General features: G+C 54.4%; 10 protein-coding genes and 1 pseudogene. 5 read left to right on the top strand and 6 right to left on the bottom strand.

All coding sequences use genetic code 11. The features are described 5' to 3' along the window. Nucleotides 1–257: 257 nt before the first annotated feature. From IEW52_RS01505 to radD, 3 genes are all read right to left on the bottom strand, one after another. On the bottom strand, nucleotides 258–521 hold the full coding sequence (locus IEW52_RS01505; protein ID WP_188628308.1) for a GrxA family glutaredoxin: 264 nt from the start codon (nucleotides 519–521) through the stop codon (nucleotides 258–260). Between the two features lie 78 nt (nucleotides 522–599). Then, the gene (gene dacB, locus IEW52_RS01500; RefSeq protein ID WP_188628307.1) at nucleotides 600–2,039 is read right to left on the bottom strand and encodes a D-alanyl-D-alanine carboxypeptidase/D-alanyl-D-alanine endopeptidase; all 1,440 of its coding nucleotides are present in this window, start codon (nucleotides 2,037–2,039) and stop codon (nucleotides 600–602) included. Between the two features lie 12 nt (nucleotides 2,040–2,051). Further along, entirely contained in the window at nucleotides 2,052–3,800 is a 1,749-nt protein-coding gene (gene radD, locus IEW52_RS01495) for a DNA repair helicase RadD (protein ID WP_188628306.1), read from the bottom strand. Nucleotides 3,801–3,988: 188 nt separating this feature from the next. Here radD and fabV point away from each other — a divergent pair, with 188 nt between their 5' ends. After that, on the top strand, nucleotides 3,989–5,188 hold the full coding sequence (fabV, locus tag IEW52_RS01490; protein WP_188628305.1) for an enoyl-ACP reductase FabV: 1,200 nt from the start codon (nucleotides 3,989–3,991) through the stop codon (nucleotides 5,186–5,188). Between the two features lie 50 nt (nucleotides 5,189–5,238). On the opposite strand, the gene IEW52_RS01485 is transcribed toward fabV, so the two are convergent. Beyond that, complete coding sequence (locus IEW52_RS01485) at nucleotides 5,239–6,222, bottom strand: GGDEF domain-containing protein (protein ID WP_188628304.1); 984 nt, start codon at nucleotides 6,220–6,222, stop codon at nucleotides 5,239–5,241. A gap of 3 nt (nucleotides 6,223–6,225) precedes the next feature. Next, entirely contained in the window at nucleotides 6,226–7,227 is a 1,002-nt protein-coding gene (locus IEW52_RS01480; protein WP_188628303.1) for a response regulator, read from the bottom strand. Nucleotides 7,228–7,510: 283 nt separating this feature from the next. Here IEW52_RS01480 and IEW52_RS01475 point away from each other — a divergent pair. The 3 genes and pseudogenes from IEW52_RS01475 to rluF all read left to right on the top strand — a co-directional run. Then, nucleotides 7,511–9,184 (top strand): annotated as a pseudogene (locus IEW52_RS01475) (SulP family inorganic anion transporter); the annotation flags it as partial. Nucleotides 9,185–9,414: 230 nt separating this feature from the next. After that, nucleotides 9,415–9,879 (top strand): methyltransferase family protein, encoded by a 465-nt coding sequence (locus tag IEW52_RS01470; protein WP_188628302.1) that lies wholly within the window; start codon nucleotides 9,415–9,417, stop codon nucleotides 9,877–9,879. Between the two features lie 132 nt (nucleotides 9,880–10,011). Then, nucleotides 10,012–11,022, top strand: coding sequence for a 23S rRNA pseudouridine(2604) synthase RluF (rluF, locus tag IEW52_RS01465; protein WP_188628301.1), 1,011 nt, complete (start codon nucleotides 10,012–10,014; stop codon nucleotides 11,020–11,022). On the opposite strand, the gene tyrS is transcribed toward rluF, so the two are convergent. After that, a complete protein-coding gene (gene tyrS, locus IEW52_RS01460; protein ID WP_188628300.1) occupies nucleotides 11,019–12,350 on the bottom strand; it encodes a tyrosine--tRNA ligase in 1,332 nt (443 codons plus the stop codon). The two genes, rluF and tyrS, sit on opposite strands and share 4 nt — an antisense overlap. A 323-nt stretch (nucleotides 12,351–12,673) precedes the next feature. Here tyrS and IEW52_RS01455 point away from each other — a divergent pair, with 323 nt between their 5' ends. Then, the gene (locus IEW52_RS01455; protein ID WP_188628299.1) at nucleotides 12,674–13,513 is read left to right on the top strand and encodes a helix-turn-helix transcriptional regulator; all 840 of its coding nucleotides are present in this window, start codon (nucleotides 12,674–12,676) and stop codon (nucleotides 13,511–13,513) included. The last annotated feature ends 6 nt before the right edge of the window (nucleotides 13,514–13,519 follow it).

The following is a 13,519-nucleotide window of genomic DNA, read 5'->3' as shown; positions in this document are numbered from 1 at the left end:
TGAAGAAAAAAATAAAACAAACGGTAAGCAGTGAAGGTTGAATAGTGAAGAGGACGGCGCAGACTCGAAAGCTTAACCTAATCGAGCTAAACCTGTTTTGCTGTTATTTTGGTGAATATCAGGGGCCAGGTATTGGGCTATAAAACGCAACAATATACCGAGGGGCTCTGTAAGCACAGCAACCAGACCGGCAGGGCAGGTAAAGGGCTGTGCTGTTTGTCTTTCGCTTCACCCTTTACCCTTCACACCTTACCGATTTACTGGAACAGGCCTAAATGCGCCTTGGCATGGGCTTCAAACTCGGTGTAGCCGCCAATATGCGCCTGATCGAGAAAAATCTGTGGCACGGTTTCTACCGGCTTGCCGACGGTTTTTTCCAGATCTTCCTTGGAAATGCCCTCGGCATGAATATCCACATAGCGGAAGTTGAAGTCGTCGCGTTCTTCGGTCAATTTTTCTGCCAGCTCTTTGGCTCGAACACAAAACGGGCAGCCGGGGCGGCCAAAAATCACTGCAAACATATGCTCTCTCCTGATTGGTTTACAAGGCGCAGTATAAAGACGGCGCCTGAAGAATAAAAATCGTTAATACTTTGCTGATTAATTGGTTTTAACTATTGGCTGTTGAAAGACGGCCGCTTCCAGCCATTCACGCTCGAAGCGTCGGGCGGGCCATTCCCCCTGACCTGCGGCGATATTTTTTTCATGCTGGGGGCTTATCGACAAGCCATTTTGCAGCAACACAAAGGCCTTGCGTTGTCCGGCATCGGTATCAATAAAACCCGCCAGGTTTTGTACGTGGGCTATGGTACCGGTTTTAGCCATGATCTTGCCCTTGAGAGCCGGGTTTTGCACGCTGCGCCGATAGCGCAAGGTGCCGGTTTCACCACTTACGGGCAGCAATCCCATCAGCCAGTTGGCTCTGGGGTCTTGTGCCATCACCAGTAGTACGGCCAGCAAGTCTTGCCCTCGCACTAAATTGTGTGCCGATAAGCCCGAGCCGTCGGCCAGCCAGGACGGTCCGAGGTCGATATTGGCCTCTTGCAGTAGAATGTCACGCACTGCCTGAGTGCCATTGCGAAAACTGCCCGGTTGCTTGAAATGCTCGGCACCCAGGGTGCGCAGCAGGCTGTCGGCATACAGGTTATCCGAGTGCTCCAGAATCTTGCGGCTCAGCTCGATCAGAGGCGCAGAGTCATGGGTGGCAAGGGTCTGCCAGTTGGCCGCTTCAATATGGCTGGCATTAATGCCCCCCGAGATGCGAATGCCGGCCTGCTTGAGTGCCCAGCGGGTCAGGTCTTCTCCCCAGGCGGCGACATCCTGAATGGCAAAACGCAGAGGCCAGGGCTCTTTGCGCGGGCCAATACAGCCGGTCAGGCGATATTGGTTGGGTGGGCTCATGTCCACTTCCAGCGAACAAAACTGCTGTTTTTGTTCGCCACGGCTCAGCACATCCACCTTGGCGCTGATGGTGACCGGCTGATGCGCAGGTACGGTGGCGCGTGCGGCTTGCCCCGGGCGGGCATACAAGGCGCCCTGCACGCAGTTTCTATCCAGAATCAAGGCCGATACCGGAGAGGTATAACACACACTCAAGTCGTTCCACGACCAGCCATCGCCGCGATCGTAGCCACTAAAGCGCTGCTGATTAAGCAGTACATTGCCACTGACGCTGCGCACGCCCGCGCGTTTGAGCAGTGCGTGCAGCTGCTCCCGGGTGAGCGAGGGGTCACCCACAAAGTCGATCAGCAAGTCGCCCACCAGTGTGTCGCCTTGCAGCTGACCGCGATAGCGCACCTGAGTCTGATAGCGCCAGTCCGGCCCCAGCGCCAGAGCGCCGGCCAGGGTGGTGATCAACTTCTGGGTTGAGGCGGGTTTTAACAACAGTTGTGCATTGTGGCTGGACTCTATTTGTCCCGTGGTGGCGTCGGCCAACAGCCATGCCGCCTGACCATTGGCCGGGGGCTTCTCGACCGGTGCATTGGCAGCAACGGAAAAATGGATAGCAAGGGCGGCAAGGCCAACAATATAACGATTCATAACACTCTTTATCTATAATGAATGGGCGGTACGAAACCGGCCCTGATAATCGAACAGGGTTTCTTTTATCTGCCAGCGGCGTTTGTGCTGACGGGCAATCACAAAATCAGGGTGGCGAAAACGCTCGGCGCTGGCCACTACCTCGGCCAGCGAGTCAAACGTGGGCTCCAGCCCCGGAGCGGGCCAGTGAGGACGCACAAACTCCAGAAAGAAGCGTCCCTTTTTCCCTTTCTGATCGAAAGCATACCATTGCTGCAGCTCGGTGCCATCTTCGTCGTAATAGGTGACCTTGAGCGCGGGGCCAAACTTGCCGCCGGCTTCGCTCAAACTCAGGCCGGCGCAACGCAGCACCAGGGCATCTTTCAGTGCCAGCGCTTCTTTCAGTTTTTTATCCGGGTCGACCAGCAAGTGGCCGCAGTCGTGACATTCTCTGGCGGCAATATCATTTTCGGCCAGACATTGCGGGCAAGACTTGAAACGAAAGCGATAGCCACAGGGCTCACCCAGAGCATCATCGTCGTCACTTTCAAACAGGCCCTGGCAGCGACGACCAAAATGTTCCAGCACCTGCCCCTGGGCATCGGTTTTTCCCCAGAAAATATTGGCAAAGCCGCAGGCGGGGCACAATACCTGTACCTGGGTGGTATCGGGATGGGGGCGGGGCTCACCCACGTCGGGAGCAAAAATATCCATGTTGTTGCCCGCATAATCCAGCACCAGGCAGTCGGTTTTATCCGGGCTCAATCGCAGGCCGCGGCCAATAATCTGCTGATACAGGGCCACAGACTGAGTGGGGCGCAGCAGCGCGATAACATCAACATGGGGAGCATCGAAGCCGGTGGTCAGCACCGATACATTAACCAGAAACTTGAGCTCGCGCGCCTTGAAGCGGCGAATAATGTCATCCCGCTCCGGGGCCGGCGTGTCACCGGTGATCAGCGCCGTTTGCCCTACCGGCAGCAGGTCGGCCACTTCGCTGGCGTGGCGCACCGTGCTGGCAAACACCATCACCCCAACGCGCTCGGCGGCATAATCCTGAATTTGTTGCACTATGTGCGGGGTGACTCTGGGCTGGCGAGCCAGTTCTTTTTCCAGTGCCTGCTCGCTAAACAATCCCTGCTCGTACAACCGCGAAAAATCGTAGTGCACGACGGGGGCGTCGATTAACTGCGGTGGACATAAATAGCCCTGCTTGATCATCAGCCGCAGCGGCAATTCAAAAATACACTGCTTGAAAAAACGCGGCCCATGGCTGCGGATCATGCCGTGATAATGAGTCTGATAAATCCAGCCCAGCCCCAGTCGATACGGGGTGGCGGTCAGCCCCAGTACCTTGAGGCGTTCGTTGGACTGGCGCAGATGATGAATGACCTGCAAATATTGGCTGTTTTCGTCGTCGGACACTCGGTGGCATTCGTCAATCACCACCAGGCTGAAGTTGGCGAAGGCGGCCAGATTGCGGGCTACCGATTGTACCGAGCCAAACACCACCTGGGTATGGGCCTCTTTCTGGCCCAGGCCGGCAGAAAAAATGGCTGCCTGCTGACCATAGCTCTGATACTTGGCATGGTTTTGTTCCACCAGCTCTTTCACGTGCGCCAGTACCAATACTCGTCCCCGAGCCAGGCGGGCCAGTTCGGCAATTACCAGGCTTTTGCCGGCTCCGGTTGGCAGCACCAACACCGCCGGATCATGGTGGCGACGAAAGTACTCCAGGGTGCGATTGACCGCCTCTTGCTGATAGGGGCGAAGGGTAAACATCAGGTGTCCTTGAACGCAGTAAGCCAACAGGTGGGTAGTGTGATAATAAACACAGAGAATATCAAACAGTGGCCTCTGTGCCGTTATCCTGACGTGCGTCAGGCTTCCTGTTTTGGTCTACTCTCACTTTTGCTTTAGAATAGGGTATCTTTAGCGTTTATTTAAGAATAACCGAGGCAAACATCTTTATGATCATCAAACCCAAGGTTCGTGGCTTTATCTGTACCACTACCCATCCCGTTGGTTGTGAGGCGAATGTGCGTGAGCAAATTGCTTACGTTAAAGCCAAGGGCCAGCTCAAGCAGGGTCCTAAAAAGGTCCTGGTGATCGGTGCATCTACCGGTTATGGCCTGGCATCTCGTATTAATGCCGCCTTTGGCAGCGACGCGGCCACCATAGGTGTGTTCTTTGAAAAGCCGGCGACCGAGAAAAAAACCGGATCTGCCGGCTGGTATAATGCTGCTGCCTTCGATAAAGCAGCCAAGGAAGAAGGTCTGTATGCCAAGAGCATCAACGGCGACGCTTTCTCCAACGCATGCCGCGAACAGGTGATTGAGCTGATCAAACAGGACCTGGGGCAAATTGATCTGGTCGTTTATTCCCTGGCGTCGCCGGTGCGCAAGATGCCTGAAACCGGTGAAGTGGTGCGTTCTGCCCTCAAGCCGATTGGTGAAGCGTACAAATCGACCGCGCTGGATACCAACAAAGATGTGCTGGTTGAAGCCGTGGTTGAGCCAGCCAACGAGCAGGAAATTGCCGACACCATTCAGGTGATGGGTGGTCAGGACTGGGAATTGTGGATGAATGCGCTGAGTGATGCCGGCGTGCTGGCCGACGGTGCCAAGTCGGTTGCCTACTCTTACATTGGTACCGATTTAACCTGGCCTATCTACTGGCACGGAACCCTGGGCAAAGCCAAGGAAGACCTGGATCGCGCCGCCCATGCCATCGATACCAAGCTGAAGACCAAAGGTGGGAATGCCCATGTAGCCGTGCTCAAGTCGGTGGTGACACAGGCTTCTGCCGCCATTCCGGTGATGCCCTTGTATATTTCCATGGCGTTCAAGGTAATGAAAGAACAGGGTATTCACGAAGGCTGTATCGAACAGATCCAGCGTCTGTTTACCGAGCGCCTGTACAGCGGTGATGCGGTTCAGGTGGACGAGCAGAATCGTCTGCGTCTGGATGACTGGGAACTGCGTGATGAAGTGCAAAATGCCTGTCGCGAAATCTGGGCCCAGGTGCAGGACGACAACATTTACCAGTTAACCGACTACCAGGGCTATAAAGACGAATTCTTGCGCCTGTTTGGTTTTGGCCTGACCGGCGTAGACTACGAAGCCGATGTTGATCCGCAGGTTGATTTCGAGGTGATTGAACTGGCGTAATCGAATTCTGTGTCAGTAACAGCCCGGTTGAGTTTCTCAGCCGGGCTTTTTTAATCCTGTACGGCAGGTGCAGAGAAGGGAGGAGTACAGACCACCTGGTTCTTGCCGGCATGCTTGGCGGCATAAAGCGCATCATCTGCCTGGCGTAACCAGTCGCTGGCATGGGGCGTTTCTTTGGTTAATGAGGCTACCCCCAGGCTGACCGTATAGCGTATGATCAACTCGTTGCTGCTCACTACGGCATGAGCAATATTCTGGCGCAACCTTTCGGCAATCAACCGAGCACCTTCAATATCGGTTTCCGGTAATATAATGCCAAACTCCTCGCCTCCGTAACGTCCCGGATAATCGGTATGGCGCAGGCTGGCGCGAATTAAGCTGGCCAGATGGCGAATGACATCATCGCCAACAGGATGGCCATATTGATCATTGATGATTTTGAAGTTATCTATGTCCAGCATGATCAGGCTGACGGAGTGACCGTAGCGTTGATAACGTTTAAATTCGTCATTGAGCGAACCTTCCCAGGCTCCACGATTGAGCAGCTCGGTCAGGTTGTCCGTTCTACTTAACAATCCCAGTTGTGAATTGGCTTTCTCCAGCGCTAAACGACTGCAGGCTACATCGGTCACATCGTACAGCATCAGGCAGACCTGTTTTATGCTGCCATCTGGCCGGGCCAGCGGGCTGATGGTCATGTTCTGATACATATGAGGTGCGGTGCCGGTGATAGGGCGGCTGTTGCCAAATCGGAACAGGTAAGGGCGCAGTTCCCAGGAGGTAAAGGCGCGGGTGTTTAGCGTGATCACCGTATCAATCTTGCGTTTGAGCCAGGCTTGAGGAAGCTCGGGAAACAGGCTGAACAGATTTTTATCTCGCACCGCCGTTGAGGTCATGCCGCTATGGTTTTCCATAAAGCCGTTCCATAGCTGTACATTATAATCCAAATCCAGCACCACCAGGCCGATTTCTACCGACTCCAGCATATCGATCAAAAAATGAAAGGCATGCGCATCCTGCTTGGAAATAGACATCACTTACTCCGTTAAATACATCAGTCGTTGTTCCAGCCGTTTGACCGAGTCTGCGGTCAGCAATACCAGCAGGTTACAGTTAATATGCTGCTGTTCCAGCTCATAGGGGATTTCAATGCACAACAGCTCTTGTGCCGGTTGATGATGCTCAAGCAATTCATCAGGGGGCTGATGCTGGCCCAGCATGCCGGGTTGACCAAGGCCGAATGAAATATCGAGCTGTTCGCCGAGCCCCTTGATAAAGGCACCAAACAAAATATTGGACATATCCAGCAATACTTCCATCTCGGGCGCGGAACTGTTGAGATCGTCATAATGCAGCAGTTTGGCCATTTGCTTGCTGCAGCTATCGGAAAACAACAACAAGGCTTCGCCCGACACTCCGGCTCCTACAAACCCCTGACAGACCCTAGAATATTGATGGTTGCTATCACTGACACAAATCGCCATATTGAGTTCGCTGCGCGCAATGAATGCCACTTTGGGAATGGGTTGATGAATAAATACGCCCAGTAACTGAGCCAGCAGACTGGTCGCCTGGCCCATGGCAATATTTGCCATTTCCTGCAAGTGCTCGAACAGTGAGATAGACGTGGATGAATCGTCCCTGACCGCCGGAGGAGTGCTATGGTCATCGGCGCGATAAAACCCATATTCGGCGAGGAGTTGCTTGAGCTCAATGGCTGCAATGGGCTTTTTGATAAAACCGATGGCGCCCAATGCCATTACGGTTTGTCGAGCCTGAAGCTGGATGTCACCGGAGATCACCACCGTGATGATCTGTAGCGCTTCACCTTGTATGGTTTTCAGTACCTCATAGCCGTCAAGCTCAGGCATATTGAGATCGAGCAACAGCAAATCTGCCCCTTGTTGGCGCACGATTTCCAGTGCTTCGTGACCATTACGGGCAAACCGGATCTGCATCCCCCAATGCGAGGGGAGGGCATTGGCCAATTGTTTTCGTGCAAAGGCGGAGTCGTCACAAATTAAAACTTGAATCGCCATGTTATCAGAGCGCCTGTATGAGTACTGAACGATAAAAGGCCAAGTTAGAGTCCTTTACCTAATGAATCAATTCAACCACAAGTTGTGGCCAGTTAACAGGAAACAAATGGCACTCTTTTGCATTTTGTTGCGTATTAATTGCTATTTGCAAGGCGGTGGGTGAAACCCGGCATGAGTGATTGAATTGAATGTTGCGACAGAGCATGACGAGATATGCTCGGGCGGGTTAGCGATGGGCCAACCTATAATAAAGAACAGACCTTAACTTTAATTGGTTGAAAAATTGAACAATTTTTTTTCTCTCGAACGATGGATGCCGGGTTTGGTCAGCTTGCTGGGCTACCAGCGATCCTGGCTGTTGCCCGATATTCGCGCGGGTATGTCGGTGGCGGCAGTCGCCTTGCCGGTGGCCATTGCGTATGCGGAGTTGACCGGAGTCGGCGCCATCGTCGGCTTGTACTCTTGCATTTTGCCAATGATTGTTTACGCCTTGTTTGGGTCGTCTCGCCAGTTGATCGTGGGCCCGGATGCCGCCACCTGCGCCGTGATTGCCGCCGTGGTCACCCCGCTGGCGGCAGGCGATGCCGTCCGTCACTGGCAGTTGGTCATGACCATGACCGCCATGACCGGCTTTTGGTGTCTGATTGCCAGCCGCCTTAAACTCGGGGTGTTGGCGGATTTCTTGTCTCGTCCTATCTTGATGGGCCTGCTGAACGGGGTAGCCATTACCATTATTGTGGGCCAGCTATCCAGCGTGTTCGGCTTTACCTTTGCCCAGTCCGGCCTGATCGAGCGTTTGCTGGCGGTTCCCGACTATGGGCCACAAATTCACTTCACTACCTTGGGGTTCAGCCTGTTGACCCTGGCTGTCATGTTGCTGTGCCGATATCTTCGCCCCCAATGGTCGAGTTCGTTGCTGGCGCTGACGGTAGTGGCGTTTGTCTTGTGGCTGGGGGATCCTGTTCGGCTCAATGTGGCCGTGGTGGGCAGTTTGAACTCGGGTCTTCCCGATTTTCAGATCCCCGAGTTTCCCCCTGGGCTGATTCGCGAGCTGGTACTGCCCGCCCTCAACCTGGCCATGGTGAGCTTTGTGTCCATGATGCTGACCGCCCGCAGCTTTGCCGCTAAAAACGGCTACGATATTGACGCCGATAAAGAGTTTAGAGCCCTGGGATTTGCCAATCTGGCTTCTGCCGTGTCTCAGGGATTTGCCATCAGTGGCGCCGACTCACGCACCGCCGTTAACGATGCCAATGGTGGCAAGAGCCAGCTGGTGTCCATTGTGGCTGCGCTGGCGATTGCAATCGTCACTTTCTTTTTAACGGCGCCGCTGCAATATATTCCTACCGCAGCGCTCGGCGTGGTGTTGATCATGGCCTCTTTGTCGCTGACCGACTTCAAAGGCTTGTGGGCCTTGCGTCATTCGGATCGCTCCGCCTTCTGGCTCGCCTGGATAACCTTTGCCAGCGTACTGCTGATGGGGGTGATCCCGGGGATTACCCTGGCGGTGCTGCTGGGGCTGTTTCAGTTTTTGCGTAATGTCATGCGGCCCACGGATCAGCTGATGGGCATGAACGACGAAGGGGTGGTGCATACCCTTGGCCACAATGAAGAAGTCAAAGCCATTACCGGGGTGCTGATTTATCGGTTTAACTCACCACTGACCTATTTTAATGCCGGTTATTTCAAGCGACGGGTATTGCTGCTACTGGCGAGGGAATCGTCCCCGCCCACCTGTTTGATTATTGATGCGGTTTCTTGTTTTACCCATCAAGACATCAGTGTGATGAGCATGGTGGGAGAGCTGTTTAAAGAATTGAAACGGCATGGCGTACACATGGTGATGGCGGGGCGGCGGGGCCAGATGACCCATTGGCTGAAACAGGCGGGCATTCGGGTCGGCGATGAGGGGATTCTGGTGTATCCGGATCTTTATCAGGCCCTGCGCATGACGCGTCATCACTGGGCCCATGAGGATGAGGCCGAGAACAAAGGCAAGGCGTCACCGTTTGAGTATCGATTTTCACAGCCGGGTGTCAACGAGCCTGCAGATCTGAAGAGTCACGACAACGATAGTCACGGCAACAATCAGTTAGGCGAGACCGTGCCTGATATCATGGCCTCACCAGCCTCTGTTGATGACAGTGCCGAGACGCCAGATACCCTGAAATAGCGAGCAAAGTCATAATGAAACTCAAACCGAGTCTGTGGTTGCCGCCGCCCGCCATCGTGGCCATTATTGCCACTTTGATGTGGCTGTCCGAGCAGCGCCTGGCGCATTGGTCGGTACGCTTTGCCGGCCAGCAGGGACTGGTGTGGTTGCTGGTAGTGTTTGGGCTGGTACTCATGGTGCTGGCGGCGTGGCAGTTACGCCGGGCAAACACTACCATTTTGCCGTTTGTGCCGGAGCAGACTCGTCAGTTGGTTACCGAGGGCATTTTTCGCTATTCCCGTAACCCCATTTATGTTGGCGACTTCTTGTTGCTGCTGGCCTGGGCAGTTTGGCTGGGCAATGGGGTGGCTCTTATCTGGCTGCTGGTCTTTATCGGTTACATGAACAAGATGCAGATAGCGGCGGAAGAGCGGGCACTGGCCGTCAAGTTTGGCAGCGATTATCAGGAATACTGCCGCAAGGCTCGGCGCTGGCTATAGGCATTATCATGACCGATTAGGACTTGCGGCCGTTTGCCTGCCTCTCTACACTGGCGCTTTTCATTATCTGGCCTGTTCAAGCTGGTGCAAGGTTGCCGCTTGGCGAAGCCGTCGGGAGAGAGTTCTGGCCCTATGAACCAAGACAGTGGCGCTACCCGCCTGAATAAATTTATCAGTGAAACCGGTATTTGCTCGCGTCGAGAAGCCGACCGGCTGATTGAGCAAGGCCGAGTGAAAGTGAATGGTGAAGTAGCCGGTATGGGCGTCAAAGTCACCCAGGCCGACAATGTACAGGTAAACGGCAAGCCGTTGCGCGCCAAGCCCCAGGCCGTGTATCTGGTGTATAACAAGCCGATAGGCATTACCTGCACCACAGATAGCGCCATTGCCGGCAATATCGTTGACGCGGTTAACTACAAGGCGCGGATTTTCCCTATCGGCAGGCTGGACAAGCCCTCGAGCGGGCTGATTTTGCTGACCAACGACGGCGATATCGTCAACAAGATCCTCCGGGCGGGCAACGCCCACGAAAAAGAATACATAGTGTCGATGGATAAACCCATTACCGACGACTTTGTGGCACGCATGAGTGCCGGTGTGCCTATCCTCGATACCGTGACCAAGCCCTGCAAGGTGAAAAAAGTAGGCCCCAAAACCATCAATATCATTCTCACCCAGGGCTTGAACCGACAGATCCGCCGCATGGCTGAATATCTGGGCTTTAGCGTTACCAGCCTGAAACGGGTGCGGATCATGAATATTGATCTGGGTAACCTGAAGCCGGGTCAGTGGCGTGAAGTCACGGCACAAGAGCTGGCGCTGATTAACCATATGGTGGGCGATTCGAGTAAAACCGAAGAAGCCTCTGTGCTGGAACAACCCAAAGCGGCCCGCCAGGGGCCCCGTATTAAAGACTTGCCCGTCGTCGGCGCTAAAGCGGCAGTGACTGGCCGTGGCTCGGTTGGGGATCGTAATAAAAAACCAGCCAGTAAAGGATCACGTAATGGCGCGGGAAAGGGGCCAATCTCGAGCAAGGGATCGCTGCCGCAAAGCAATCGCGGTAAACGCTCGAACGGCGCATCTGCTGCCAGGCCGGGCAACAAAAATGGCTCGGCCGGTCGCAGTAAAAAGCCCGGGCGCTAGCGTTGATTCCCAAATTTCAACAGATGAAAGTGTTTTTTGCCGCGGCGCAGGATCACATAATGCTGTTGGAGCCGAGGCAGTTCATGGGTGTCTGAGCTGATCTGGGCGCCATTGACCGCAATGGCGCCGTTGGCGATCAGCTCCCTGGCCTGACGCAGCGAGCTTGCCAGGCCAGTCTCTACCAGCAAACGACTCAGCATGGGGGATTCAAAGTCCTGAATGCGGGTCAGGGGAATGCCGTCCTGCTCCAGCTGGGCAAACTCCGAAAGACTCAACTGGCTGAAGTCCCCGCAAAACAGCGCCTGACTGATGCGTTCGGCGGCCATCAATTCCGCCTTGCCATGCACCCGTTCGGTCAGTTCACTGGCCAGCAGGCGCTGGGCGATAGGCTTGGCTGCACGGTTACTATCCTGGTGTTCTATGTCTTCAATCTCGGCGACTGAACGCAGGCTGTAGTAGCGCAAAAAACGATAGACGTCGGTATCGGCGGTATTGAGCCAGAACTGATAAAACGCATAAGGCGATGTTTTGGCTGCATCCAGCCAGATGGTGCCGGTTTCGGTTTTGCCAAACTTGGTGCCGTCGGCCTTGGTGATCAGCGGCAACGTCAGGCCGAACACCTGTTGTCGATTCAGCCGGCGGGTGAGATCGATGCCGCTGGTAATGTTTCCCCATTGATCGTTGCCGCCAATTTGCACTGTGCAAGCGTGCTCTTTGTTGAGTACCGCAAAGTCGTAAGACTGCAATAGTGAATAGGCAAATTCGGTAAATGACAGCCCCTGATCCGGGCGCGCCAGCCGCTGCTTGACCGAATCTTTGGCGATCATGGCATTAACGGAAAAATGCTTGCCGATATCGCGCAAAAATGTGAACAGGTCCAGTTTGCTCATCCAATCGGCATTGTTCAGCAGATGCACCTGCTGGCGGTTTGACTTGGCATCCAGCAGGTTACCCACTTGCCGTTGCAAGTCGCTCACCCAGCCATTAACTGTGGCGGCCTCATTCAGGCTGCGTTCACTGGCTTTAAAGCTGGGGTCGCCAATCATGCCGGTGGCTCCCCCCAGCAACGCCACTACGCTGTGGCCCGCTTCTTTAAAACGACGCAACATCAATAACGGCACCAGATGCCCGATGTGCAGGCTACCTGCGGTAGGATCAAAGCCACAATAAATGACTCTGGGCTCTTGATTAAGATGCTCTCCAAGGGCTACGGCGTCAGACTGCTGGGCTATCAGTCCACGCTGGTTCAGCTCGTGCAACAAGTCATTGGTGCTGCAAGAGGGAGTGAAATTTGAATGCTTGACGGGCTGTGGATCAACTTCAGGCATGGTGGACTCTTCATTTATAAACAAAGCGTCATCCTGACCCAGTCGATACCCGGGTGCCTATGTCCTTTTTGGGATAGTTTGCGATAATAGCGCGAATAGAAAGCGATCAGCCGTAAGCGGTCAGCTCAGGGTCAAACCGACCGTATTCCTGATGAAAGTCAGGATTTGGTTTTAGTACAAAAAAAGCAGATACCGTGACCAGCCCGGCATGACGGCAGAAGGATGATGCAGGATTTTAGCTGTCATCCTGACGAACGTCAGGATCTCGTTTTTGGTTTTACTTGGCGCCAGGCATTGTTTCTTCCCATCAAATAGGGTCAACCATGGTCATAGTTAATCACCACGAATACCAGCAGGCGCTGACCAGGACCATTGGCGCCATGGGAACGGCCGCGTTTGTTCGTCAGCTGGCAGCCCTGGTCGCCACCCAGGTAAGCAGCGACTGCACCCTGGTGCTGAATTATCGCAGTGGCGGGCCGGCGGTGTATTTATTTGATAATCTGCAACACAGGCGTGACTTGCTGTTTCAGCAATATTTGAACGGCATATATGCCGACGATCCCTTTTATCGCGCCCTTGGCTTGGGCCTGAGCGAAGGTGTCTACTCCCTGCGAACCCTGGTGGCAGAGCTGGGCATGGGGCCCGATTATATGGCCGGTTTTTATCAGGCAACCGGCTGGCAGGAAGAGCTGGGGCTGGTGGTATCACTGCACAAAGGGCAATGGTTAACGCTGTTTCTGGGCCGGATGGCGGCCCTGCCATTTAGCGCGAACGAACAGACGCGATTACGCCATTTGCTCCCTGTGCTGGGGGCCTTGTGTCGGCAGCACTGGCCTTTGGGCTGTGAAGTGATGGCGCTATCGCCACCCGATCCGGCGCCGCCAGAGCAGAACCGAATGCGCTCTCAGGTCGATATGGCACTGGCCAGTTTTGGACTGGCGCGTCTGACTCGCCGCGAACAACAGGTGGCGGTCTTGCTGATACAGGGCCGAGATAATGAGACTATCGCGCAGCAGTTGGGCATTGGAGTCGGCACGGTTAAAAACCACCGCAAGCACCTTTACGGCAAATTGCATATCGACAGTCAGGCCGCGCTGTTTGCCCGCTTTCTCAATCACCTGATCACCTGTAACCAAAGCCGAGAGCCAAAAGCTGGCAGCTAAAACCAA

The organism is Oceanisphaera marina (assembly GCF_014643915.1).
GTDB lineage: Bacteria > Pseudomonadota > Gammaproteobacteria > Enterobacterales > Aeromonadaceae > Oceanimonas > Oceanimonas marina.
This window is presented reverse-complemented; position numbering and strand designations above follow the sequence as displayed.